This is a genomic window from Roseixanthobacter liquoris, assembly GCF_043195135.2.
GTDB lineage: Bacteria > Pseudomonadota > Alphaproteobacteria > Rhizobiales > Xanthobacteraceae > NCEH01.
Map to the genome: position 1 here is coordinate 3,177,281 of NZ_CM195537.1, position 22,679 is coordinate 3,199,959.

Consider the following 22,679-nt stretch of genomic DNA (forward strand, 5'->3'; position numbering starts at 1 on the left):
CGATCACCAGCGATAATGAGAGAAGGCACGGTTGGCTTCCGCCATCCGGTGCGTATCTTCACGCTTCTTCACCGCGTTGCCGCGATTGTTGGCGGCATCAAGCAGCTCGGCGGAGAGACGCTCCACCATGGTCTTCTCGTTGCGGGCCCGGGCCGAAGCGATCAGCCAGCGGATCGCCAGGGTCTGGCGACGCTCGACGCGCACTTCAACGGGCACCTGGTAGGTGGCGCCACCGACGCGGCGCGACCGCACTTCGACGGCCGGCGCGACATTTTCCAGCGCGGTGACGAACACCTCGACCGGATCGTGCTTGGCCTTGGACTCGACCACGTCGAGGGCGCCGTACACGATGGTTTCCGCAACCGACTTCTTGCCGTCACGCATGACGGAATTCATGAAACGGCTGAGCACGAGGCTGCCGTACTTTGCGTCCGGAATGACTTCGCGGCGCTCGGCTTTATGACGACGAGACATAGCTCAAGCTCCCCTGATCACTTCGGCCGCTTCGCGCCGTACTTCGAACGGCGCTGCTTGCGGTTCTTCACGCCCTGGGTATCCAGCACGCCGCGGAGGATGTGATAACGCACGCCGGGCAGATCCTTGACGCGGCCGCCGCGGATCATGACCACCGAGTGCTCCTGAAGGTTATGTCCCTCACCGGGGATGTAACCGATCACTTCGTAGCTGTTGGTCAGCCGCACCTTGGCGACCTTACGAAGCGCCGAGTTCGGCTTCTTCGGGGTCGTGGTGTAAACGCGGGTGCAAACGCCGCGCTTCTGCGGGCTCGACTGAAGAGCAGGAGCCTTGTCCCGCGCCTTCTGCGCTTCCCGCGGCTTCCGGATCAGCTGGTTGATCGTCGGCATGTACGCCTTCGCCTCGTCCTGACCTGCGGCTTTCGCCGCATCCATGAATTTTGCGACCCCCTCGGGGACCGCCACGATTTAACGGCCGAAGCCGCCACAAAACAGTTTCGACGCCGAAAGGCTTTCGCCCTTCAGCGGCACCGCAAACGCCTCAGCATCGAATGCTGATTCAACAGCATTCCGCTTCGTTCGCGACAGAGGATCACGCCACTCCATCTCCTTTCGGAGATTGGCGCCGCGATCGTGCACCCTTGTCTCGCAGTGCTCTTCCAGGCAGCTTTTGGCTATTTGATCAGGGCGCCCCGGATACCGGGAAAGCTGCTCCGATCGCTCAGACGCGAACGTCTGCCGTGGAAGTGGAGCGTGGTGTAGCCGCAGAGTCGCCGTGCGTCAAGGGCTCGCAAGCTTCGTGACAGCTTTATTGCAAGTTTCGTCCCGCTTCCCGGGGCAAAACCGGCGTCTGCGTCATATTATATTAATACGACCCTGTCGGAGAGTTCGTTTTTGTCTCCCGGTACCGCCGGCAGGTGCGGCGCCAGCAGTGCGCCCGCCTGGGAGACGGCGGCAGCAATACCCTCCGCGAGCGCACCTTCCCCCGCGCGTTCAACCACCGCGCCACAGAGCGAAGTCCAGGCCTCATGCGGGATTGCCGCTTGAACCCCCTCGTCGGCCACGATTTCCACCAGGCGATCGCGCGGGGCGACGAAGATCAGCAGGCCGCTGCGCGCCTCGGTCTGGTGCAGGCCGTGGGCATGGAACAGCTCAAGAGCGCGCGCACGCGCCGCCTGGCGGCGAGCGGCGAGCGGAACGATGCGGGCAGCGACCTGCGGCCGGGTGAACACCAGGCCGAGCACGATAAAGCACCCCGCCTGGATCGCCAAAAGCGACACTGGGCGCATCGGCAGGACGGCGATGATTCCCCAGGGCACGATCAAAGCGGCAAGCGCCGCCCAAAGGATCGCGTGAAACGGGTGTCCCACCACGCCACCCGATGCGACGACGACGCGGATTTCCGCACGGGTCTCCCGTTCGGCCTGTCCAATGGCCTGGGAGATTCGCTCCAGTTCCGCGGGGGTCAGGATGGCTGGCTGCGAAGGCTGCGTCGGGCGTTCGAGAATGGTATCGCGGCTCATCTCACCATCCCCCCGATGCGCCACCGCCGCCCGACGAGCCCCCGCCGCCGGAAAAGCCTCCGCCACCCCCCGAGCCGCCGCCCCAGCCGCCGGACATGGGGCCGGGAATGAACACGCCGCGGCGGCGGCCGCCCAGTCCTCGTCCACCGCCGGAGCCGCGGTAGATGAAATAGAGGAACAGCAGAACCATGATCGCGAAGACGGCGATCTGAACCCAATCGTCCTCGGTCAATCCGCCCTGCGGCTCTGCGCTACGGGCGCGCGCCTTCGCCTCGTCCGGGTCCAGATTGAGAATCTCCAGGATCGCGGCAGCCCCCGCCTCGATGCCGGCGGGCATGTTCCCGGCCTTGAAGGACGGGAGGATGGCGGTTCGGATGATGGTGCCGGACACCGCGTCGGTCAGGATCCCCTCAAGGCCATAGCCGACCTCGATGCGAACCTTGCGCTCGGCCGGAGCGACCAGCAGGAGCACCCCGTTATTCTTGCGCGCCTGGCCGATCTGCCAGAAGCGGAACAAGCGGTTCGCATAATCCTCGATCGACGTGCCCTGGAGCGAGGGCACGGTGGCGATCACGAACTGGTCGGTGGCCTTGGCCTCCTGAGCCGCCAGTTTCGCTTCGAGACTGCGGACGGATGCGGCGTCGAGAATGCCCGCCGCATCCACCACCCGCCCGCTCAAGGGCGGAAAGCTCAGCTCGGCCCAAGCTGTCGCCGCGAAAAGCGCGAGGGCGCAGAGCAGCCATAGCCCCGCCCACCCCCGCCGGGCCGCGAGGCGCCGCGCATTGGGATCGACCCGGGGGCTCCGGCCCATGGCACCGCCTCCCGCGCGGCTCAGTTGAATTTCACCTTCGGCACCTGCATCTGCTGCTCGGAGATGGTGAAGGTCTCCATGGGCTTGTTGCCGCGATACAGGGTGGCCGCCCAGATCGAGCCCGGGAACGTCTTCAACTCGGTATTATAGACGCGCACCGCCTCGATATAATCGCGCCGTGCCACCGCGATGCGATTCTCCGTGCCCTCGATCTGCGACTGGAGCGCGAGGAAGTTCTGGTTCGATTTCAGGTCCGGATAGGCCTCCGATACGGCGATCAGCCGGCCGAGGGCGCCGGAGAGCTGCGACTGGGCATCCTGAAACTGCTTGAACTGGGCCGGGTCGGTGATGGTGGAGGCGTCCACGCGAATGGATGTGGCCTTGGCGCGCGCCTCGACCACGGAGGTGAGGACGTCCTTTTCCTGCGCGGCATAGCCCTTCACGGTCTCGACCAGGTTCGGGATGAGATCGGACCGGCGCTGATATTGATTGAGCACCTCGCTCCAGGCCGCCTTTGCGCGTTCTTCCTCGGTGGGGATCGCGTTCACCCCGCACCCGGCCAGGACCAGCGCCACGAGCACCATCAGGGACGGGATCTTCACGCGATCCGCAAAAGCGCTGATTGAGGACATGACAAGCCTTTCTCGGGCAGACCGTCTGATGCGACCGATCATATCGATAATGGATGAACGTGCCGCGTCGCGGCGCGCTGCGAAACCCGACCCTATTTTCCCTTGCCCATATATCCCGGCAGGTCCTGCGCCTCGTCGAGCTGCGCCAGTTTGAGCGCCAGATCCTCGGCCAGGTTCAGGCTGGTTTCGATCAAGCGCTTGCTCATGAAAGTGCGGAAATATTCGCCCCACATGAATTCCTTGAAGGGCGTGTCGTCGTCGTCGCGGAACGCCGTCCCGCGTACGCCGCGCGCGAGGGTGCGCCAGGGATTGTCGGTCAATTCGCGCACATGGTCCGGGATCCGCACATAGGGGCGCCGGTTCCCGTCTGCGTCGATCGGCCAGCACATGCCGGCGCGATCCATCGCCGGCCAGAATTCGTCGGCGTCCATGTGCGACCAGTCCTTGGTCGCATCGACATCCTGTATCGCCGTGGAGCGCCCGCACAAAAGCAGGGCGCGGCACAGATGGTGATGGTCGATCATATAGAGCTTGCCCTTGGGGCCGATCACGCACGGCACGGGGCGCTTGCGCACCAGATCGTCGAGATCGTCCTTGTCGAGCGCGGCCATGCGCTTGGCGCGCCGCGTCACCTCGGCCATGCCGAGGGTGAGCTGGGTCGGATGCAGATCGTCGATCGCAATCGTGCGATTTCCCATGGCGCCCCTCGCTGAAGTGCGGGCCGCGCCACGCGCGGCCCATCCGTCTTGTCTTGAAGGCCGAAGCGCCGCTCAGCCCGGCGAGATCATCTGCTCGGGCCGCACCACCGCGTCGAACTCTTCATTCGTCACATAACCACCGCCAACCGCTTCTTCGCGCAAGGTCGTGCCGTTCTTGTGCGCGGTCTTGGCGATCTTCGCCGCATTATCGTAGCCGATCTTCGGGGCGAGCGCGGTGACCAGCATCAAGGACCGCTCGAGCGCCGCCTTGATATTGTCCTCGCGCGGCACGATGCCGACCACGCAATGCTCGGTGAAGCTGTTGGCCGCATCCGCCATCAGCCGCACCGACTGAAGGAAGTTATAGGCCATGACCGGGTTATAGACGTTCAACTCGAAATGGCCCTGGCTGCCGGCGAAGGTGAGCGCGGCATTATTGCCGAAAATCTGCACGCACACCTGGGTCATGGCCTCGCACTGGGTCGGATTGACCTTGCCAGGCATGATCGAGGAGCCGGGCTCGTTCTCCGGCAGCGACAGTTCGCCGAGACCGGAGCGCGGGCCCGAGCCCAGCAGGCGGATATCGTTGGCGATCTTGAACAGCGCCGCGGCCGCAGAATTGATGGCGCCGTGCGAGAACACCATGGCGTCGTGCGCCGCCAGGGCCTCGAACTTGTTGGGCGCGCTGGTGAACGGCAGGCCGGTGATGGCGGCGATCTGCTCCGCCACCTTCTCGGCGAACCCCACCGGCGCATTGAGGCCGGTGCCCACCGCCGTGCCGCCCTGAGCCAGTTGCATCAGGCCCGGCAAGGTGGATTCAAGGCGCGCGATGGCGTTGCCGACCTGCTGCGCGTAGCCGGAAAATTCCTGGCCGAGCGTGAGCGGGGTCGCATCCTGGGTGTGGGTGCGGCCGATCTTGATGATCGTCGACCATTCCTTCGCCTTCGCGTCCAGGGCTGCGTGGAGCGTGCTGAGGGCGGGGAGAAGGCGGTGAACGATCTCTTCCGCACACGCCACGTGCATGGCGGTGGGATAGGTGTCGTTCGACGACTGGCTCATATTGACATGATCGTTCGGGTGCACCGGCTTCTTGGAGCCCCGCTCGCCGCCGAGAATCTCGATCGCGCGGTTCGAGATCACCTCGTTCGCATTCATGTTGGACTGGGTGCCGGACCCGGTCTGCCAGACCACCAGCGGAAAATGATCGTCGAGCTTGCCGTCGATCACTTCCTGGGCTGCGGTGACGATCGCGGCGCCGAGCGCCGGGTCGAGACGGCCAAGCCCCATATTGGTTTCCGCCGCCGCGCGCTTGACGATGCCGAGGGCCCGCACGATGGGCAGGGGCTGGCGCTCCCAGCCGATCTTGAAGTTGCCCAGCGACCGCTGCGCCTGGGCGCCCCAATAGCGGTCTGCCGGCACCTCGATGGGGCCGAAAGTGTCTGTCTCGGTACGGGTCGCTGTCATGTTGGGAGGTTCCCTGTCGCCAAATTCTGGGAGCGACGAGGCTTTTAGCACAGCCCGGAACAAGGCCGAGGCCCAACGAATGGTAAAATAGTTATAAGACGGTACCGGAGGAGGGCCGTTCTCTCTAGATTTGCCATAGGTTCGCCGAGGATCAGGCGTGTTGTGACCTGATCGCGCTTTCAGGTGGATAGACCAAGGTTTTATCTATTCTGAAGGTCGTGAAGCTCGGCCCGGTTTGGGGGGAACCATGCCGCTTGTCGAGGCTTGAAGTGAGCGAGATCGTGAATCTTCGGCGTTCGCGCAAAGACCGCGCACGCAGAGAGGCGCAGGCTGAGGCCGCCGAGAACCGGATTCGGTTCGGACGCACCAAGGCTGAGCGGGAAGCTGAGGCCGCGGAACAGCGGAATAAAGCCCTGCGTCTTGAGGGTCATTTGCTCACGAAGAGGGAAAACACATGAAAAGCCCCGTTGTGAAAAGATCCATCGTGATCGCCGGTCACAAGACCAGCGTGAGTCTCGAAGATGCCTTCTGGGACGCCCTGAAGGAAATCGCGAGCAGCCGCCGCCTCACATTGTCTGACCTTGTCGCGACCATCGACTCGTCGCGCACGCAGGGGAATCTGTCTTCCGCAATCCGCCTCTTCGTTCTCGATCACTACCGCGGTCATGCGGCACCCAGTCGCGCCTCCAGCGCCACCGACCGCACGGGAGCAACCGGAACTCCCGTTGCGTAAGCTTGGTGGGGCCCCTATCTGACTCTCTTGTGAAGCACGCGCTGCGTTGAAACGTGGCGCGTGCCTTTCTATAACCCGCTGCCAGTCAGACGATCCGGACGCGCCTTCTGGGCGAGTCGTTGGAGCTCAGAGACGCAGGCGGTTTCGATTGTGGTGGACCGCCCGTGTGTGGCGCTCCAACGGGAGACGGCGGATGTCGTGGAAGAATCAGGGCGGTGGCCCGTGGGGAAGCGGGCCGCGCGGTCCCTGGGGTACGGGACCTTCCTCTTCGGGACCAACGCCAACGGACATTGAAGACCTGATCCGGCGCGGTCAGGATCGGCTCAAGAACATGCTTCCGGGGTCCCTGGGCACCAAGGGCGCGATTCTCGTGGTGGCGCTCGTCGTGGCCGGCTGGTTGCTGTCCGGCTTCTATCGGGTCGAGCCCGACGAGCAGGGCGTCGTGCTCCGCTTCGGCCGGTTCGTGGAGATTACCCAGCCGGGCCTCAACTACCACCTGCCCTATCCCATCGAAACGGTGATCACGCCCAAGGTGACGCGGGTGAACCGGCTCGATATCGGCATGCGCCTCACCGAGGATCCGCGCCGCGGCAGCACCGTGATGCGCGACATTCCCGAAGAGAGCCTGATGCTCACGGGTGATGAAAACATCGTCGACGTCGACTTCGCCGTGTTCTGGGTGATCAGCAACGCCGAGAAGTTCCTGTTCAACGTGCAGAATCCAGAGGGCACCATCAAGGCGGTGGCGGAAAGCGCCATGCGCGAGGTGATCGGCCGCACCAATATCCAGCCGATCCTCACCGGCGCCCGACAGACCATCGAGCAGGACGTGCACGACCTCATGCAGCGCACTCTGGACAGCTATGGCGCCGGCGTGCAGATCACCCAGGTGCAGATGCAGAAAGTCGATCCGCCCTCGCAGGTCATCGATTCCTTCCGCGACGTCCAGGCCGCCCGCGCCGATGCGGAGCGCGCCCAGAACGAAGCGCAGACCTATGCCAATCGGGTGCTTCCCGAGGCGCGCGGACAGGCGGCGCAGATCGACAACGCAGCGCAGGCCTATCGCGAGCGCACCGTGGTGGAAGCCCGTGGTCAGGCCGAGCGCTTCCTCAGCATCTATGACCAATATGTGAAGGCGAAGGACGTGACCCGCCAGCGCATGTATTTCGAAACCATGGAGCGCGTGCTCGGCGGCATGGACAAGGTGCTGGTGGATCAGAATTCCACCGCCCGCGAAGGCGGCGTGGTGCCGGTGCTCCCGCTCGCCGACATCGGACGCAGATCGACGGCGCCCCAGGGCACCACCCAGCCCCAAGGAGCCGCCCGATGAAAAATCCCGTTCTCGGCGGCATCCTGGCCGTCATCGCCGTGGTCGTGCTGATCGGCCTTTATTCCTCCGCCTTCATCGTCAACCAGACCCAGCAGGCCTTGGTGCTGCGGCTGGGCGATCCCCTGACGCCCATCACCACGCCTGGCCTGCACTGGAAGATCCCGTTCATCGACAGCGTGGTCTATCTGGATAAGCGCATCCTGGACCTGGAAAATCCCTCCCAGGAAGTGATCGCCTCCGACCAGAAGCGCTTGGTGGTCGATGCCTTCGCCCGCTACCGCATTTCGAACCCGCTGCGCTTCTATCAGGCGGTGGGCTCGATCGAGGCCGCCAATTCCCGGCTCGCGACGATCCTCAACTCGTCGCTGCGGCGCGTTCTTGGCGAAAGCACCTTCACCAGCGTCGTGCGCGACGAGCGCGAAGGACTGATGCGCCGGATCGCCGAGCAGGTGAATCGGGAAGCGTCCAACTTCGGTATCGTCGTCGTGGATGTGCGGATCCGCCGCGCCGACCTGCCCGAGGCCAACAGCCAGGCGGTGTTCCAGCGCATGCAGACCGAACGCCAGCGCGAGGCCGCAGAAATCCGGGCGCAGGGCGCGGAGGCGGCCCAGCGTCTACGGTCGCGGGCGGAGCGTGAAGCCACCATCGTTGTGGCCGAGGCAACCTCGCGCGGCGAGCAGTTGCGCGGTCAGGGCGACGCGGAACGCAATGCCATCTTCGCCGATGCGTTTGGCCGCGATCCGGACTTCTTCGCCTTCTATCGCTCCATGCAGGCGTATGAGGCGAGCCTCAAGCCCGGCGACACGCGCCTGCTGATCAGTCCGGACTCGACTTTCTTCCGCTATTTCGCCGACCCGTTCGGCAATGGCGGAAAGCCGGTCCCGTCCGCGTCCGTGCCGACACCGGCCGCCGGCGCGGCCTCCGTCCCGGCGCAACCCGCGCCCGTGCGCTGATCGCGGCGCGGGAGTCGATGCGCGATCTGGTTGCCGCCCTCGGCTTGGTCCTCGTGATCGAGGGTCTTTGCCTCGCCGCCTTTCCGGCGGCGTGGCGCAGCGCCATAAAGGCGGTGCTGCAAGCGCCGGAAACGCCGGTCCGCATCGCCGGGCTGGTCGCCGGGGCGCTGGGGGTGGTTCTGGTCTGGCTGGTCCGCGGATAAACTGCGCGGCACGGTTGACGCCGCGTCGCGTTTCCGCCGCATTGACAGGCGAGGCCTAGCACTCGCCGCCGTCGTGCGGCTTTGCCTGGGTCCTTGTTTCGCCCCGCCCCTGAGGAGAGGCCATGTCCGCTCGCTTCATGTCCGCTCGCCTTTTCTCCGCGCTCAAGATGCCGCTGCTCGCGGTGGCGCTGAGCGCACCCCTCGCCTGGTCGGCGCCGACCCTCGCGGCTCCCGGCAAAGGCCCCGATACCGTCGCCGACGTGGCCGAAAAGGTCATGGACGCGGTGGTGAACATCTCCACCTCGCAGAATGTGGCGCCCTCTCGCAGCGTGCCCACGCCGCAGCTGCCGCCCGGTTCGCCGTTCGAGGATTTCTTCGACGAATTCTTCAAGCGCCGTCAGCAGCAGGACGGCGATCAGAACGGTGAAGGTCGGGACGGCGGACGCGGCCGCAAGGTTTCCTCCCTCGGTTCCGGCTTCGTCATCGATCCTTCGGGCCTGATCGTGACCAACAATCACGTGATCGCCGATGCCGACGAAATCTATGCCAATTTCAACGACGGCTCGAAGCTCAAGGCGGAACTGGTCGGGCGCGACACGAAGACCGACCTCGCGCTGTTGCGGGTGAAGCCCGAGAAGCCGCTGACCTTCGTGAAGTTCGGCGATTCCGACAAGATGCGGGTCGGTGACTGGGTGATGGCCATCGGCAATCCGTTCGGCCTGGGCGGCACGTTGACGGTGGGCGTGGTTTCGGCGCGCAACCGCAACATCAATGCGGGCCCGTACGACAACTTCCTGCAGACCGACGCCGCCATCAATCGCGGCAATTCCGGCGGTCCGCTGTTCAACATGGACGGCGAAGTCATCGGCATCAATACGGCCATCATCTCCCCCTCGGGCGGCTCGATCGGCATCGGCTTCGCCGTGCCCGCGTCCACGGCGACCCCGGTGATCGCCCAGCTTGAGCAGTTCAAGGAAGTGCGCCGCGGCTGGATCGGCGTGCGCATCCAGAGCGTCAGCGACGAAATCGCCGAGAGCCTCGGCCTCGGCAAGCCGCGGGGCGCGCTGGTGGGCGGCGTCAATGACGGCGGGCCGGCCGCGAAGGCGGGCCTCAAGGCCGGCGATGTCGTGGTGCGCTTCGACGGCAAGGACGTGAAGGAAATGCGCGACCTCCCCCGTCTCGTCGCCGATACGGCGGTGGACAAGGAGGTGGATGTGGTGGTCGTGCGCAAGGGGAAGGAAGAAACCCTGCGCCTGAAGATCGCGCGCATGCCCGATGACGAAAAGGCCGCCGCCGCCACGAAGGCGCCCGGCGATGCGGCAAAGCCGGAAGCCAAGAAATCGCTCGGCCTGGAACTCGCGCCCATGAGCGATGACCTGCGCAAGCGCTTCAAGATCAAGGACACCGTGAAGGGCGTCGTGATCCTCAATGTGGATCGCAATTCGCCCGCGGCCGAAAAGGGCCTCAAGCCCGGGCAGATCGTGGTCGAGGTGGGCCAGGAAGCGGTTTCCAGCCCCGACGACGTGCAAAAGCGAGTCGACGGGTTGAAGAAGGACGGCAAGAAATCCGCCCTGCTGCTGATTTCCGATGCCGACGGGCAGGTCCAGTTCGCGGCCATCCCGCTGAACTGACCGGTTCATCCAGGCGCAGAAAAAGCCCGGCACCTCCGGGCTTTTTTATCCCGTTTGATTTCCCGATGTGTTCAAGCCTGCCGGATATCTTCGGCCGAATAGCCCTGGAGATACAACAGCGCGGTGAGGTCCCCATGGTCGATGCGAGCATGGGCCGCCTCGGCCACCTTCGGCTTGGCGTGGAACGCCACCCCAAGGCCCGCCTCGCCCAGCATGCCGAGATCGTTCGCGCCATCTCCCACCGCCAGGGTCTCGGACGGGGAAAGATGCAGCCGGTCCCGCAGCTCGATGAGGGATGCGGTCTTGGCATCGCGCCCCAGGATCGGCTCCTCCACCCGCCCCGCGAACAGGTCCTCTTCGATCACCAGCCGGTTCGCCCGATTTTCATCAAAGCCGAGCAGCGAAGCGACCGCATCGGTGAACAGGGTGAAGCCGCCGGAAACCAACGCCGTGTATGCCCCGTTCGCCTTCATGGTGGCGACCAGCTCGGCACCGCCGGGGGTGAGCGAAATGCGGCTGCTCAGAACCTCATCGACCACGCGCGCCGGCAACCCCTTGAGCAACGCCACGCGCTCGCGAAGCGCCGGCTCGAATGCGATTTCGCCGCGCATCGCCCGCTCGGTGATCGCCGCCACATGGGCCTTGATGCCGATCACGTCCGCCAGTTCGTCGATGCATTCCTGGCCGATCATGGTGGAATCCATGTCGGCGATGAATAAGCGCTTGCGCCGGGCGGCGGCCAGTTGCACCACCACGTCCACCGGCGCGCCGGCGAGCGCGGTGCGTACTTCATCGGCGAGGATGCGCGTATCAGCCCCAAGTTCAGGGTCGAAGGGAATGTCCACCGCCACCTCGGCGGCCAGAACGCGCTCCTCCTCCGCGCCGGGCAGAACGGCGCGTGCGGCGTGAATCATTTCGCGCGTTAAGGTCGCGTCAGAGGGATTTACGATAAGTGTCGCGACATACACCATGGTCTGTCCAATGAGGAAAGCTTGAAACCGTCGGCGGTGCTCATCGCAGGTCCAACGGCCAGCGGCAAGTCCGCGGTCGCGATAGCCCTCGCCGAACGCACCGGCGGTGTCGTCATCAATGCAGATTCCATGCAGGTTTATGGGGACTTGCGCATTCTCACCGCGCGACCCAGCCCTGAGGAGGAAGCGCGGGTGCCCCACCGGCTCTACGGCCATGCCGCCGCAGCGGAGGAGTATTCGGTCGGCCGCTGGCTCGCCGAGGTGATCGCCGCCATCGCGGCGGCGCGGGAGGCGCATCAGCTTCCCATCGTGATCGGCGGCACGGGCCTTTATTTTCGTGCCCTGACCGAGGGGCTGGTCGCCATTCCCCCGATCCCCGGCGAGGTGCGGGCCGCCCTTCGCGCCGCGGCCGAAGGCGAGAGCGCACCCGTGCTCCACAGCCGTCTCGCGACACTGGACCCGGAGACCGCCTTCCGCCTTGCGCCCAACGACCGCCAACGCATCTTGCGCGCGCTGGAAGTGGTTGAGGCGACCGGCCGTTCGCTCAGCGCGTGGCAGCGCACCATGCAGCCGCCCGCCTTGCCGGCTGAAGGGGTGGTGAAGCGCGTGCTTCATCTCGAGCGCGAGGTCCTGCGCCGTCAGATCGACCTGCGATTCGACCTGATGATGGAAGCCGGCGCCCTGGCCGAGGTGGAACGGCTCGCCGCCCGCGGTCTGGCCGCGGACCGGCCGTTGCTCAAGGCCTGCGGCGTGCCGCCCCTGATGCGCCATCTCGCCGGCGAGATCGCGCGCGACGAAGCGGTCGCGCTCGGCCAGGGCGACACGCGCCGCTATGCCAAGCGCCAGGAAACCTGGTTTCGCCACCAGATGCCCGACTGGCCCCGCACCTCCCCCGCCACGGCGCTCGATGGGCTGATGGACGAGATGGCCGCCTGAGGCGCGCTCTAGAGTATTTTCGCGCGAAGCGGACACCGCTTCGCGTAAAGAAAATGCGCTAATGCAATGGGTTAGAGATTTTCATCGCTTCTACGAAACGATGAAATCCTTTAGGCGGCCGCAAGGCCGGTGCGGGCCACGGCCGGCCGGGCAGAAAGGCGAATCCATGCGCCTGCGACCGCCAGCAGCAGGAAGCCGATGGGTCCATGGGGGCTGGCGTGGGCGGTCTGGATCTCCCAGCCGAACGCCACCAGCAGAACCAGCGCCGGCCAGGGCGCCCGCCGGGTCAGATGCAGGGCGACGGCGGCGCAGAGCGCGGCCAGGAAGATGGTCCACGAGCCGGACAGGCTGATGAAGGAGCCCACCCCGCCCACCCAGGGGTCGGTCCAGTTCCGGTTCAGCAGGGCGATCGCACCCTGGGCCTGCTCGGCGCTCAGCGTTCCGTCCAGGCGCATGGCATCGATATTGAGCATGCTGCGGCCGAGCCCGATTCCGCCAATGGAATCAAGCGCCGTATAGGTGATAAGAAACAGGAAGGTGGCGATGCGGGACAGCCACGCCAGAAGGCAGGCGACGCCCTCTTCGATACCGCTCACCGCCATCCAGAGCCCCACGGACACCAGGCCGAGCATCGGCAGCTGGATCATATGCATGGTGAACCACCAGTGCGGTCCGAAATAGCCGAGCGCCCAATAGCGCGGGTCGAACGGCTGGGACGTGCACAAATAGGCATACATGCCTGGATCGGTGGTGAAGCCCGCCGGGTGGAAAAGCTCCATGCCGGCGAGAATGAGAGGCGCCACGACCAGGCACGCCCACCACAGGATTCCCTTGATCTTCTTGTCCATGCCCGCCCCCCTGCGATCCCCGTTCAAGCTTAGCCCATCGGGCGGCCGGCCGAAACGGATCGCGGGAGCGCGTTATCGGGCGAGCGTGGACTGGGGCGCCGGCGCCTTCGCCCCGGTCGGCTTGCCCGCACGGGTCGCCTTCGCCGGCGGGAACGCGACCTGCCGCACCGCCGCCGCCAGCGCCAGCGAAAGGCCGGCGATCAGCACCCATCCGGCAGGGCTAACCCCCAGCTGCGGCTGAAAATTCGCAGTCGCCACCAGCCAGGGATCGACGCCGGTCAGAAGGCCGTACCAGGCGATTTCGCCGAGCCCGGTCAGCACGGCGCCGACCACCGCAACGCCGGCAAAGGCCAAGGGCCCCACGCGGTTCGTGAAATGGAAGACGATGCGATAGACGAACAGCACGATCAGCAGGCCGCCCATCATGACGGCCTCGGTCACATCCAGCTTCGACTGGATGAGGAAATGCGCGATGGCAAGGATCGCAATGGCATAGACGCTGGCGTGTAAGGCATTCCAGCGCTTTGCCCCCATGCGGCGGATGACGCGGTCAAACGAGGTTCCCCCCAGCGCCAGCAGCAGGGCAACGGCCACGGCGCCGATGGTCAAATAGAATCGCAAGACGATTTCACGCCCCGCCGCCGTAAAGCTATACCCTTGATCCACAACGAACAATCCGAGATGGAGCACGGCATAGAACAGGGCCGCGAGGCCGAGATTGCGGCGCGCCAGGACCAGTTTCGGCCAATGGAACAGGCGCCGGACCGGGGTGACGGCGAGGCTCAGGAGCAGGAAACGCACCGCCCACAGGCCGGTGAAATGGATCGCCGCCGCGACCGGCCGGCCGCCGAGATCACCGGCCAGAGCCCAGCCCGCGAGCCAGAGTACGGGGATCGCCGCCCCAAGAAGAGTGAGCGTCAGTTCCGGGCTGAACTTGCCGTTGCGTTCGTGAAACAGGGCCATGGGGCGTATTCTCTCGCTGTCGCCCAAGTTACGCAAAGCCCGGCGCCGAAGTTACGGCCGCGCGTTACACAAGGGCGTGAGGCCCCACATCATACGGCCACCGGTGCCTTGATGGCCGGATGGGGATTATAATCCTCGATCGCCACATCCTCATAGCGAAACGCAAAGATGTCGCGCACCTGCGGGTTCAGCACCAGACGCGGCAGGGGGCGCGGGGCGCGGGTCAATTGCTCTCGCGCCTGCTCCATATGGTTGGAATAAAGGTGAGCGTCGCCCAGCGTGTGAATGAATTCGCCAGCTTTGAGCCCCGTTACCTGCGCCGCCATCGCGGCCAGCAGGGCATAGGAGGCGATATTGAAAGGAACGCCGAGGAAAACGTCCGCCGACCGCTGGTACAGCTGGCAGGAGAGCTTGCCGTCCGCCACATAGAACTGGAACAGGCAATGACAGGGCGGCAGCGCCATCTTCGGCACATCGGCCGGGTTCCATGCGGTTACGATGAGGCGCCGGGAATCCGGAGTGCGCTTGATGTCGGAAACAACCTGGGCGATCTGGTCGATCACGCCGCCTTCCGGGGTCGGCCAGGACCGCCACTGATGGCCGTAGACGGGGCCAAGATCGCCGTTCGCGTCCGCCCATTCGTCCCAGATGGAAACGCCGTTTTCCTTGAGATATCTGATATTTGTGTCGCCCGCCAGAAACCACAGCAGCTCGTGGACGATGGATTTCAGATGCAGCTTCTTGGTGGTGACCAAGGGGAAGCCATCGGCCAGGTCGAACCGCATCTGGTGGCCGAACACGGAGAGCGTGCCGGTGCCGGTGCGATCTTCCTTGCGGACGCCTTCGGCCAGAATGCGCAGAAGAAGGTCGTGGTACTGGCGCATCTCAGCCCTTCTCCGTCCGAATTCCGCGCTTCTCCGCGAGATTTAGGCACTCCACCAGGAAAAGTCATGGCCGCAGGCTGCAAAGCCGCCTCCGGACCCACACAAATCCGTGTTGCGACGCACCGCGACATCGCTGCACCGCAGCGTTGACATGGATCAATCCCCTGCCCACTGTGGACGCATTCCAAGGGGAGCCCCGCGAGGGGGCTGAGAGATCGCCTTCCGGATCGGTCGTCACGACCGCCGGCGCCGCGATGACCCTTCGAACCTGATCCGGGTCATGCCGGCGAAGGGATCGGAATAGGCGCGCCGGGATTCGCATGCGAATCGCTCTGCGGGCCCCCCGTCTCCTAAGCTCGAATCCCCGGATCTCATTTGAAGCGCGAGCTTGAAGGAGATCCGTATGCTCGACGAAGCCTCCACCTCATCCCTGAAGGTGACGACAGGCCCCCTGCTCCAGTCCCGCAAGGTGTTCGTTCCCGCCACCCGTCCCGACGTCCAGGTGGCGATGCGGGAGATCAGCCTGTCCGATCCCGCCGAACGCCCGGTGCGGGTCTATGACACCTCCGGCCCCTATACCGATCCCGCGGCGCTGATCGACCTCACCAAGGGCCTCGCCGAGCTGCGCCGCGGCTGGGTGCTCGAACGCGGCGATGTCGAGGAAGTGGAAGGCCGCGCGCAGAAGCCGGAGGACGATGGCCTGAAGCCGGGCCAGACCAGCCACCTACCGGCGTTCGACCGCACCGGCAGGAAGCCCCTGAAGGCCAAGCCGGGCAAGCGGCCGACCCAGATGGCCTATGCCCGCGCCGGCATCATCACCGCCGAGATGGAATATGTGGCCGCGCGCGAAAACCTCGCCCGCGCCAATGGCGGCGCCCACCCGCACCACAAGGCCATGGGCTTAGGCTCGGCCATCCCCACCGACATCACGGCCGAGTTCGTGCGCGAGGAAGTGGCGCGCGGCCGGGCCATCATCCCCAACAACATCAACCATCTCGAAACCGAGCCGATGGCCATCGGCCGGAACTTCCTGGTGAAGATCAACGCCAATATCGGCAATTCCGCCGTCACCTCGGGTGTTGCCGAGGAGGTGGACAAGCTGGTGTGGGCGATCCGCTGGGGCGGCGACACGGTCATGGACCTGTCCACCGGCAAGAACATCCACACCATCCGCGAATGGATCATCCGCAACTCCCCCGTCCCCATCGGCACGGTGCCGATCTACCAGGCGCTGGAGAAGGTGAACGGGGTCGCCGAGGACCTCACCTGGGAGATCTTCCGCGACACGGTGATCGAGCAGGCCGAGCAGGGCGTGGACTATATGACCGTCCATGCCGGGGTGCGCCTCGCCTATGTGCCGCTCACCGCCAACCGCGTCACCGGCATCGTCTCGCGCGGCGGCTCGATCATGGCCAAGTGGTGCCTCGCGCACCACAAGGAGAGCTTCCTCTACGATCATTTCGAGGAATTGTGCGAGATCTTCGCCCAATATGACGTCGCCTTCTCGCTCGGCGACGGCCTGCGTCCGGGCTCCATCGCGGATGCCAATGACGCGGCCCAGTTCGCCGAGCTGGAGACCCTGGGCGAGCTCACCGAGATTGCCTGGAAGCACGATTGCCAGGTGATGATCGAGGGGCCGGGCCATGTGCCGCTGCACCTCATCCGCGAGAATGTGGAAAAGCAGCTGAAGGTCTGCCACGAGGCCCCCTTCTATACGCTCGGGCCTTTGGTCACCGACATTTCCCCCGGCTACGACCACATCTCCTCGGCCATTGGCGCGGCCATGATCGGCTGGTTCGGCACCGCCATGCTCTGCTACGTGACGCCGAAGGAGCATCTCGGCCTGCCCAACCGCGACGATGTGAAGACGGGCGTCATCTCCTACAAGATCGCCGCCCATGCGGCGGATCTCGCGAAAGGCCATCCGGCCGCGCGCATCCGCGACGATGCGCTCTCCCGGGCCCGCTTCTCGTTCCGCTGGCGCGACCAGTTCGCGCTGTCGCTCGACCCGGAGACGGCGGAATCCTTCCACGACGAGACCTTGCCGGCGGAGGGCGCCAAGGTGGCGCATTTCTGCTCCATGTGCGGGCCGAAATTCTGCTCCATGAAGATTTCCCAGGAGCTGAAGATCGAGGCCGGCGACATCGCCCGCGCCGAAGCCGACAACCAGGCCGCGGCGGGCATGGCGGAAATGGCGCAGAAATTCCGCGACGGCGGCAGCAAGATCTACACGCCCGCGCCCGACGTCGCCGAACCGCCCGCGGCCTGAGCGCCCGCATCCGCAAAAGAAAACCCCGCCCTTCACAGGGCGGGGTCAAGACACGGAAAGTCGCCTTGCTCAGTCGAATGTTGCGCTCGTGGTATCAGATTTACGATTATAGCGAATCGTAATCTTGGCCACGCTGCAAAGATCGATATTTTTCCACACGGCGGAGGAGTCGTCGTCCGAATAGACCACCTTCAGGTCCCATTTGCACGCGTTCGTGTTGCGGCTGAACTTGATCGTCCAAGCATCGCCGTCTTCCAGAACATCCTTGCCGAGAACGTCTTCTTCCCAGTCGTCAGACTTCACGGGAGACACATAGACGTGGCTGATGTCATAGCCAGTTTTATTGACGAGCACGAAATCCTGTTTGCCGGCCGCATTCGCCGGTACCGCGATCATCAACAGACAGGACAAAGCAAAGCAGAGACCTGCGAACGTGTATTTCATTACCTCCACCCCCATAAAACCCTTAATCGGGTGAATTTTTTTAAGATTTTATTTGATCCCGTCAATCGTGACGCTTTGTCATATGGAAAAACTTGGATCTCATTCATGACGGCTGAGAGAGATGTGCGCGGCCGGCGACGCACCCATGGGTCGCACCCCGCGCAACAGGCGGCAGATCCAAATTCGGTCTACGGCGATGAGGCGCCGACGCGGCGCCTTCACCGCTGAGAGAAAGCTCAAAACGGCGCTGGACAATCCGCGCCGCCCCCCTTGAAATGCCGGAACGTCCCGAGTAGGTTCCGCGCTCTCTTCGGCGCCCCCGCGCGCCGGAGCTTCGCAGGTGTAGCTCAGTTGGTTAGAGCGCCGGTCTGTGGAACCGGAGGTCGGTGGTTCGAGCCCACCCACCTGTACCATTGCCAATCCCCACCATTTCTGCGCGCCGGTCTTGCGTCCCCTCCCCGTGCCCGAAGCGCGGGGCCGCGCTCGCATCCCGCCCCGCGCATCGCGCGCGGCGCTGGTGTATGAAACGGAGCATGGATTTCTCAACCCCCGCCGTCGCCCTCGCCGATTATGAAGCGCGCGCCGAACAGCGCATGAGCGAGAGCGCGCGCGCCTATGTGAACGGCGGCGCGGCGGACGAAATCTCCCTGCGGGAAAACCGCGCCGCCTTCTCCCGCATCAAGCTTCAGAACAGCGTGCTCGCGGACCTTTCCGGCGCCGAAACCCGCCTCTCCCTGCTGGGGGTGGCGCTGGAACATCCGATCCTGCTGGCGCCGGTGGCCTATCACCGGCTGGTCCAGCCGGAGGGCGAGATCGCCACCGTGATGGGCGCGGGCGCCGCCAAGGCCTTGACGGTGGTCAGCACCCAGGCCAGCGAGAGCCTGGAGCGCATCGCCGCCGCCGCCACCGGGCCGCTGTGGTTCCAGCTCTATATCCAGCACGACCGGGGCTTCACGGCCGATCTGGCGGCGCGCGCCAGGGCGGCCGGCTATCGCGCCCTGGTGGTGACGGTTGACGCGCCGGCGAGCCTGCGCAACCGCGAGCAGCGCGCCGGCTTCCGCCTGCCGCCCGGCATCGAGCCGGTAAACCTCTACGGCATGCGCGCCGGCCCGCCGGCCAACGCCGAGATCGGCCGCAGCCCCCTGTTTTCCGGCTTCCTGGAAGGCGCGCCCACCTGGCGCGACCTGGATTGGCTCGCCGGCCTCACCGATCTGCCGATCGTGCTGAAGGGCATTCTCAACCCCGCCGATGCCCGGCGGGCGGTGGAGGCGGGCGCGGCGGCCGTGATCGTCTCCAACCATGGCGGGCGCGCGCTCGACACGGTGCCCGCGACCATCGAGGCGCTGCCCCGCATCGCCGAGGCGGTGGCCGGCGCCCTGCCCCTGCTGCTGGACGGCGGCGTGCGGCGTGGCACCGATATCCTCAAGGCCCTGGCCCTGGGCGCGAGCGCGGTGCTCATCGGCCGGCCCTATATCCACGCCCTGGCGGTGGCGGGCGCCGCGGGCGTGGCGCACGCGGTTCACCTGCTGCGGGCGGAGCTGGAAGTCGCCATGGCGCTCACCGGCCGCGCCAGCCTGGCGCAGATCGATTCCGGCGTGCTCTGGCGGGCATGAACTGCCCCTCATCCCGGCGGCCGGCGCGGGCGCGCGGGACGGCGCACAAAGCCCGCCGAGGCGCGCAGGCTCATGTCCCGTTCCAGCATGGCATAGGCCACCAGCAGCGCCCGGACGGTCGCGCGCGCATCGCCCTCGCAGGCGGTGATGGCCTCATCGATATCCTGCTCGCTGACATCGAACGCGGCGAGGTCCGCGTCGGCGCGGCGGGATCGCGGGGAAGGACCGGGCTCAGGCTCTCGCGGCATGGGGCACCTCGTTGGATGAGCCCCAGGATTCCATAAGAACAAATCAGGAACAAGAAGAGTCTGGGATCATACCCGGCGGCGCCGGCGGAAAACCTCCGCACAAGGCCTGCCGCGAGGCCGAAGCCTCATGCACGGTCACGCGTCGCGTCACGGCGACGCAACGCAAGACGATCATGATCTGTCTGGGAATGAGTGGCGGGAGTGACGGGGCTCGAACCCGCGACCTCCGGCGTGACAGGCCGGCGCTCTAACCAACTGAGCTACACCCCCCGAGCGACGCTGCCTTCGTGGCGGCGCGTCGAGATGGCGGGTGATAAGGCGCGCCCCGGACCAAGTCAAGCGAAGCGCCGGCATTTTTAGCCGGCCTGTGCAAAACTCTCCGTCCCGCCACCGCCACGCCGCACGCAAGCTGGATTTCACACGCCGCGCCGCACGCCGCGCCGGACACGCCTCCGCGCGGCCGCGGCCAGGGTCGAACCGTCTCACGCGGCAACGGAACACTGAAGATTCGGAAGAGAAATGGTGGGCGGTGACGGGCTCGAACCGCCGACCCTCTCGGTGTAAACGAGATGCTCTACCAACTGAGCTAACCGCCCGAACCGTTCAAGCTGCTCGCTTTTCCGGTTCCCGCCTTTTCCTCGCTGGCGCGTAAATGGCGCGAACCAGCTTTTGCAACACCTCACCACCGGCAGCCATATAGGCCGGGTCGGCGTGGGCGTAAACCTCCATGATGTGGGACCCAGGCAGAGGGTGCCCCAGGAACGCAGCTTCGCTCGCGAACTCTCGATCGGCTGCTGGCGGAGCGTGGCCGCCCGCTGATGATCGCCAGCGCCAATGGCAGCGCATTCACCTCCAATGTCATTCTGGGCTGGGCGGACTCGGCTCGAGTCGAATGGCATGACATCACCCCTGGCAAGCCGATGCAGAATGGCTTCATCGCGAACTTCAACGGCCGCCTACGGGACGAGCTGCTGAATGAAACGTTATTCTCCAGCCTGATCCAAGCCAGAGCGGCTCTCGCCCAGTGGCAGCTCGACTACAACACCGCGCGGCCGCACTCGAAGCTCGGACGGCAGACGCCAACGGCCTTCGCCTCAACGTGCCATCCGCGGAGGGATCAGACGCTCCGGGCCAAGAATGGCTCCGTGTCTGCCCCCGCCGCTCCGCAAGCCCGACAGGGCAAATACAACCGTCACAGCAAACTCACAGCTGGATAGAAGTTGGGACAACGTCACCCCATATGCCCCGCGATGATCGTCGATAAATGCGACGATGGCTTGAACCGGCGGTCGAGCTCCGCCTGGGCAAAATACGCCGACGCCTTGCGCAGGATTGAATAGCCCCTAGATTTTTGGACGCCTTCTTCCCTAATTTTGAGGCAAGGAGGCCATGATGGGGCCCGGACATTTCACGGACGATTTCAAGCGTAACGCGGTCGCGCAGATCACGGAGCGGGGCTACCCTGTTGCAGAGGTGTCCAAGCGGCTCGGCGTTAGCCAGCACTCGCTTTACGCCTGGAAGCGGAAGTTCTCGAAGCCACCGGCCCCGGCTGGTGTTGACCAGGCTGCAGAGATCCGCCGTCTGAAAGCGGAACTGGCGCGGGTCACCGAGGAGCGCGGCATCCTAAAAAAAGCCACCGCGTATTTCGCCAAGGATGCAAAGTGAGATACGCGTTTGTGGCCGAGCATCGCCGCCAGTTCCCGGTGCGGGCGATGTGTCGCTGCCTGCGCATCCAGCCCAGCGGTTTCTATGCCTGGCTGAAGAATCCGTTGAGCCGGAGAGCTCGGGAGGATGCGCGCCAGATCGAGCTTCTCGATAAGGCCTGGAAGGAAAGCGGCCGGGTCTATGGCTACCGCAAGCTGCATGACGACCTGCTCGATCAGGGCGAGACCAGTTGCGCCAACCGGGTCGCCCGCCTCGCTAGGCTGGCCGGGATCAAGGCTCAGATCGGCTATCGACGCCGGCCAGGATCTCATGGCGGCAAGCCGTCGGTCGTGGTCGACAACACCCTCGCCCGACAGTTCGATGTCGAGGCGCAGGACAAAGCGTGGGTGACGGACATCACCTACATCAGGACCCAGGAAGGCTTTGCCTATCTGGCAGTGTTGATCGACCTGTTCTCCCGCCGTGTCATTGGTTGGTCACTGCAGAGCCGGCAGGTCACCGACGTCGTGCTGCAGGCGTTGCTCATGGCGGTATGGCGACGGAAGCCGAAGACCACGGTCCTGGTTCACTCGGATCAGGGCTCCCAGTTCACCAGCATGGATTGGGCTGCCTTCCTGAAGCACCACAATCTTGAGCACTCGATGAGCCGGCGCGGGAACTGCCACGACAACGCGGTGGCAGAGAGCTTCTTCAATCTGCTCAAGCGGGAGCGAATCCGCCGCAAGACCTACCGAACGCGCGAAGAGGCAAGGCAGGACGTGTTCGACTACATCGAGATGTTCTACAACCCCAAGCGCAAGCACGTCAGGAACGGGATGCTGTCACCCGTGGAGTTCGAACGGCAGCAAAATACGTAGCCCGACGGCGTCTACGAAACTCGGGGCTATTCAGATCTCGTTCGCCTGCCGCAGCTCGCAATTCTCGCGTTCGAGCGCTTTCAACCGGACGTCTGTATCGGTCGGGACGCCCCGCCCGCTTGCCGGCATCAACTTCGGCCTTCTTGATCCATTCGTTCAGGGCCTGGGCAGTGCAGCCGATATTCTCGGCCACAGAGACAATCGTTGCCCACCGGGACGGGTGCTCGTGATCGAGGACCAGGCGCACAGCGCGACCCGCACCTCAGGCGAAAACTTGTTCGTCGTCTTGCTCATGGTGGCCCCACCTTCTCAAGAGTTGGAGCCTCCGGCAAACCCTGGGCGGTTCAGTTGAAGCTCATAGGCCTCAGGCCGGATAACAGCATTTCCACCCAGAGATCATGCCTCTCTTAAAGAGAGAATTTTCGACTTCACGCGCAAAGCATGAGCCAATTGTGAATACAGAGGCCGGAGCGGGCCGGAGCGTCGAGTTTTGAACTTTGGCTTATGACAATCGCCGGAAAATCACGCCT

23 protein-coding genes, 3 tRNA genes, 2 pseudogenes, 1 riboswitch and 1 other annotated feature are annotated in these 22,679 nt (G+C 64.9%); of the genes and pseudogenes, 12 read left to right on the forward strand and 16 right to left on the reverse strand.

Features of this window, described 5'->3' with window-relative positions; translation table 11 throughout:
• Positions 1-3: 3 nt before the first annotated feature.
• The 7 genes from rpsG to fumC form a co-directional block, all read right to left on the reverse strand.
• A complete protein-coding gene (gene rpsG / locus V5F84_RS14305; RefSeq protein ID WP_394014820.1) occupies positions 4-474 on the reverse strand; it encodes a 30S ribosomal protein S7 in 471 nt (156 codons plus the stop codon).
• Between the two features lie 17 nt (positions 475-491).
• On the reverse strand, positions 492-863 hold the full coding sequence (gene rpsL, locus V5F84_RS14310; RefSeq protein ID WP_012171083.1) for a 30S ribosomal protein S12: 372 nt from the start codon (positions 861-863) through the stop codon (positions 492-494).
• Between the two features lie 470 nt (positions 864-1,333).
• Positions 1,334-1,996, reverse strand: coding sequence for a TPM domain-containing protein (locus V5F84_RS14315; RefSeq protein WP_394046821.1), 663 nt, complete (start codon positions 1,994-1,996; stop codon positions 1,334-1,336).
• A gap of 1 nt (position 1,997) precedes the next feature.
• On the reverse strand, positions 1,998-2,807 hold the full coding sequence (locus V5F84_RS14320) for a TPM domain-containing protein (protein WP_394046819.1): 810 nt from the start codon (positions 2,805-2,807) through the stop codon (positions 1,998-2,000).
• A gap of 20 nt (positions 2,808-2,827) precedes the next feature.
• Positions 2,828-3,439 carry a LemA family protein gene (locus tag V5F84_RS14325; protein WP_394046817.1) on the reverse strand — a complete coding sequence of 204 codons (612 nt, stop codon included), beginning with the start codon at positions 3,437-3,439 and terminating at the stop codon, positions 2,828-2,830.
• A 92-nt stretch (positions 3,440-3,531) separates the two neighbouring features.
• Entirely contained in the window at positions 3,532-4,137 is a 606-nt protein-coding gene (locus V5F84_RS14330) for a ParB-like protein (protein ID WP_394046815.1), read from the reverse strand.
• A gap of 72 nt (positions 4,138-4,209) precedes the next feature.
• Entirely contained in the window at positions 4,210-5,601 is a 1,392-nt protein-coding gene (fumC, locus tag V5F84_RS14335; protein WP_394046813.1) for a class II fumarate hydratase, read from the reverse strand.
• Positions 5,602-5,882: 281 nt separating this feature from the next.
• Here fumC and V5F84_RS14340 point away from each other — a divergent pair, with 281 nt between their 5' ends.
• From V5F84_RS14340 to V5F84_RS14365, 6 genes are all read left to right on the forward strand, one after another.
• Positions 5,883-6,059, forward strand: a complete 177-nt coding sequence (locus tag V5F84_RS14340; RefSeq protein WP_509277213.1) for a DUF4169 family protein — start codon at positions 5,883-5,885, stop codon at positions 6,057-6,059.
• Entirely contained in the window at positions 6,056-6,334 is a 279-nt protein-coding gene (locus tag V5F84_RS14345) for a ribbon-helix-helix domain-containing protein (protein ID WP_394046809.1), read from the forward strand. The genes V5F84_RS14340 and V5F84_RS14345 overlap by 4 nt, the downstream gene beginning before the upstream one ends.
• Before the next feature lie 193 nt (positions 6,335-6,527).
• On the forward strand, positions 6,528-7,664 hold the full coding sequence (hflK, locus tag V5F84_RS14350) for an FtsH protease activity modulator HflK (RefSeq protein WP_394046807.1): 1,137 nt from the start codon (positions 6,528-6,530) through the stop codon (positions 7,662-7,664).
• Positions 7,661-8,617, forward strand: a complete 957-nt coding sequence (gene hflC, locus V5F84_RS14355; RefSeq protein ID WP_394046805.1) for a protease modulator HflC — start codon at positions 7,661-7,663, stop codon at positions 8,615-8,617. Before hflK ends, hflC begins: the two co-directional genes overlap by 4 nt.
• Before the next feature lie 17 nt (positions 8,618-8,634).
• Positions 8,635-8,820, forward strand: coding sequence for a DUF2065 domain-containing protein (locus V5F84_RS14360; protein WP_394046803.1), 186 nt, complete (start codon positions 8,635-8,637; stop codon positions 8,818-8,820).
• A gap of 122 nt (positions 8,821-8,942) precedes the next feature.
• On the forward strand, positions 8,943-10,451 hold the full coding sequence (locus V5F84_RS14365) for a Do family serine endopeptidase (RefSeq protein ID WP_394046801.1): 1,509 nt from the start codon (positions 8,943-8,945) through the stop codon (positions 10,449-10,451).
• Between the two features lie 71 nt (positions 10,452-10,522).
• On the opposite strand, the gene serB is transcribed toward V5F84_RS14365, so the two are convergent.
• Positions 10,523-11,422, reverse strand: coding sequence for a phosphoserine phosphatase SerB (serB, locus tag V5F84_RS14370; RefSeq protein ID WP_394046799.1), 900 nt, complete (start codon positions 11,420-11,422; stop codon positions 10,523-10,525).
• Between the two features lie 21 nt (positions 11,423-11,443).
• Between serB and miaA the strand changes: the two genes are divergently transcribed.
• A complete protein-coding gene (miaA, locus tag V5F84_RS14375) occupies positions 11,444-12,358 on the forward strand; it encodes a tRNA (adenosine(37)-N6)-dimethylallyltransferase MiaA (RefSeq protein ID WP_394046797.1) in 915 nt (304 codons plus the stop codon).
• Between the two features lie 110 nt (positions 12,359-12,468).
• Here the strand turns inward: miaA and V5F84_RS14380 are convergent, their stop codons facing one another.
• The 3 genes from V5F84_RS14380 to V5F84_RS14390 form a co-directional block, all read right to left on the reverse strand.
• The gene (locus tag V5F84_RS14380) at positions 12,469-13,206 is read right to left on the reverse strand and encodes a hypothetical protein (protein ID WP_394046795.1); all 738 of its coding nucleotides are present in this window, start codon (positions 13,204-13,206) and stop codon (positions 12,469-12,471) included.
• A 72-nt stretch (positions 13,207-13,278) separates the two neighbouring features.
• On the reverse strand, positions 13,279-14,169 hold the full coding sequence (locus V5F84_RS14385) for a protein-methionine-sulfoxide reductase heme-binding subunit MsrQ (RefSeq protein WP_394046793.1): 891 nt from the start codon (positions 14,167-14,169) through the stop codon (positions 13,279-13,281).
• A gap of 89 nt (positions 14,170-14,258) precedes the next feature.
• The gene (locus V5F84_RS14390) at positions 14,259-15,053 is read right to left on the reverse strand and encodes a thymidylate synthase (protein ID WP_394046791.1); all 795 of its coding nucleotides are present in this window, start codon (positions 15,051-15,053) and stop codon (positions 14,259-14,261) included.
• A 177-nt stretch (positions 15,054-15,230) separates the two neighbouring features.
• A riboswitch (TPP riboswitch) is annotated at positions 15,231-15,366 on the forward strand.
• Positions 15,367-15,456: 90 nt separating this feature from the next.
• Between V5F84_RS14390 and thiC the strand changes: the two genes are divergently transcribed.
• On the forward strand, positions 15,457-17,322 hold the full coding sequence (thiC, locus tag V5F84_RS14395) for a phosphomethylpyrimidine synthase ThiC (RefSeq protein WP_394046789.1): 1,866 nt from the start codon (positions 15,457-15,459) through the stop codon (positions 17,320-17,322).
• A gap of 69 nt (positions 17,323-17,391) precedes the next feature.
• Here thiC and V5F84_RS14400 read toward each other — a convergent pair whose 3' ends face one another.
• Positions 17,392-17,766, reverse strand: coding sequence for a hypothetical protein (locus V5F84_RS14400; protein WP_394046787.1), 375 nt, complete (start codon positions 17,764-17,766; stop codon positions 17,392-17,394).
• 336 nt (positions 17,767-18,102) lie between these two features.
• Here V5F84_RS14400 and V5F84_RS14405 point away from each other — a divergent pair.
• Positions 18,103-18,179 (forward strand) — tRNA-His (locus V5F84_RS14405).
• A gap of 120 nt (positions 18,180-18,299) precedes the next feature.
• Complete coding sequence (locus V5F84_RS14410) at positions 18,300-19,379, forward strand: alpha-hydroxy acid oxidase (protein WP_394046785.1); 1,080 nt, start codon at positions 18,300-18,302, stop codon at positions 19,377-19,379.
• A gap of 8 nt (positions 19,380-19,387) precedes the next feature.
• Here the strand turns inward: V5F84_RS14410 and V5F84_RS14415 are convergent, their stop codons facing one another.
• The 3 genes from V5F84_RS14415 to V5F84_RS14425 form a co-directional block, all read right to left on the reverse strand.
• Positions 19,388-19,627: a hypothetical protein gene (locus V5F84_RS14415; RefSeq protein ID WP_394046783.1), complete on the reverse strand. Its 240-nt coding sequence runs from the start codon at positions 19,625-19,627 to the stop codon at positions 19,388-19,390.
• A 193-nt stretch (positions 19,628-19,820) separates the two neighbouring features.
• Positions 19,821-19,897 (reverse strand) — tRNA-Asp (locus V5F84_RS14420).
• A 250-nt stretch (positions 19,898-20,147) separates the two neighbouring features.
• Positions 20,148-20,223: transfer RNA gene (locus V5F84_RS14425), tRNA-Val, on the reverse strand.
• A 177-nt stretch (positions 20,224-20,400) separates the two neighbouring features.
• Here V5F84_RS14425 and V5F84_RS14430 point away from each other — a divergent pair.
• Positions 20,401-20,844, forward strand: a pseudogene (locus V5F84_RS14430) (integrase core domain-containing protein); the annotation flags it as partial.
• A gap of 4 nt (positions 20,845-20,848) precedes the next feature.
• Positions 20,849-20,943 (reverse strand) — a sequence feature (AL1L pseudoknot).
• 76 nt (positions 20,944-21,019) lie between these two features.
• A protein-coding gene (locus V5F84_RS14435) for an IS3 family transposase (RefSeq protein WP_509277214.1) occupies positions 21,020-22,149 on the forward strand; the annotation gives its coding sequence in 2 pieces (ribosomal slippage) (positions 21,020-21,263 and positions 21,263-22,149; 1,131 coding nt in all).
• A 33-nt stretch (positions 22,150-22,182) separates the two neighbouring features.
• Here the strand turns inward: V5F84_RS14435 and V5F84_RS14440 are convergent.
• Positions 22,183-22,443, reverse strand: a pseudogene (locus tag V5F84_RS14440) (transposase); the annotation flags it as partial.
• Positions 22,444-22,679: the final 236 nt, after the last annotated feature.

Excerpts from the sequence above, each read along its gene's own strand:
- V5F84_RS14400 (WP_394046787.1), bottom strand. The coding sequence starts at position 17,766 with ATGAAATACACGTTCGCAGGTCTCTGCTTTGCTTTGTCCTGTCTGTTG.
- V5F84_RS14320 (WP_394046819.1), bottom strand. The coding sequence starts at position 2,807 with ATGGGCCGGAGCCCCCGGGTCGATCCCAATGCGCGGCGCCTCGCGGCC.
- serB (WP_394046799.1), bottom strand. The coding sequence starts at position 11,422 with ATGGTGTATGTCGCGACACTTATCGTAAATCCCTCTGACGCGACCTTA.
- fumC (WP_394046813.1), bottom strand. The coding sequence starts at position 5,601 with ATGACAGCGACCCGTACCGAGACAGACACTTTCGGCCCCATCGAGGTG.
- V5F84_RS14380 (WP_394046795.1), bottom strand. The coding sequence starts at position 13,206 with ATGGACAAGAAGATCAAGGGAATCCTGTGGTGGGCGTGCCTGGTCGTG.
- V5F84_RS14330 (WP_394046815.1), bottom strand. The coding sequence starts at position 4,137 with ATGGGAAATCGCACGATTGCGATCGACGATCTGCATCCGACCCAGCTC.
- rpsL (WP_012171083.1), bottom strand. The coding sequence starts at position 863 with ATGCCGACGATCAACCAGCTGATCCGGAAGCCGCGGGAAGCGCAGAAG.
- V5F84_RS14345 (WP_394046809.1), top strand. The coding sequence starts at position 6,056 with ATGAAAAGCCCCGTTGTGAAAAGATCCATCGTGATCGCCGGTCACAAG.
- rpsG (WP_394014820.1), bottom strand. The coding sequence starts at position 474 with ATGTCTCGTCGTCATAAAGCCGAGCGCCGCGAAGTCATTCCGGACGCA.
- V5F84_RS14315 (WP_394046821.1), bottom strand. The coding sequence starts at position 1,996 with ATGAGCCGCGATACCATTCTCGAACGCCCGACGCAGCCTTCGCAGCCA.
- hflK (WP_394046807.1), top strand. The coding sequence starts at position 6,528 with ATGTCGTGGAAGAATCAGGGCGGTGGCCCGTGGGGAAGCGGGCCGCGC.
- hflC (WP_394046805.1), top strand. The coding sequence starts at position 7,661 with ATGAAAAATCCCGTTCTCGGCGGCATCCTGGCCGTCATCGCCGTGGTC.
- V5F84_RS14360 (WP_394046803.1), top strand. The coding sequence starts at position 8,635 with ATGCGCGATCTGGTTGCCGCCCTCGGCTTGGTCCTCGTGATCGAGGGT.
- V5F84_RS14415 (WP_394046783.1), bottom strand. The coding sequence starts at position 19,627 with ATGCCGCGAGAGCCTGAGCCCGGTCCTTCCCCGCGATCCCGCCGCGCC.
- V5F84_RS14385 (WP_394046793.1), bottom strand. The coding sequence starts at position 14,169 with ATGGCCCTGTTTCACGAACGCAACGGCAAGTTCAGCCCGGAACTGACG.
- V5F84_RS14365 (WP_394046801.1), top strand. The coding sequence starts at position 8,943 with ATGTCCGCTCGCTTCATGTCCGCTCGCCTTTTCTCCGCGCTCAAGATG.
- V5F84_RS14390 (WP_394046791.1), bottom strand. The coding sequence starts at position 15,053 with ATGCGCCAGTACCACGACCTTCTTCTGCGCATTCTGGCCGAAGGCGTC.
- V5F84_RS14410 (WP_394046785.1), top strand. The coding sequence starts at position 18,300 with ATGGATTTCTCAACCCCCGCCGTCGCCCTCGCCGATTATGAAGCGCGC.
- thiC (WP_394046789.1), top strand. The coding sequence starts at position 15,457 with ATGCTCGACGAAGCCTCCACCTCATCCCTGAAGGTGACGACAGGCCCC.
- V5F84_RS14325 (WP_394046817.1), bottom strand. The coding sequence starts at position 3,439 with ATGTCCTCAATCAGCGCTTTTGCGGATCGCGTGAAGATCCCGTCCCTG.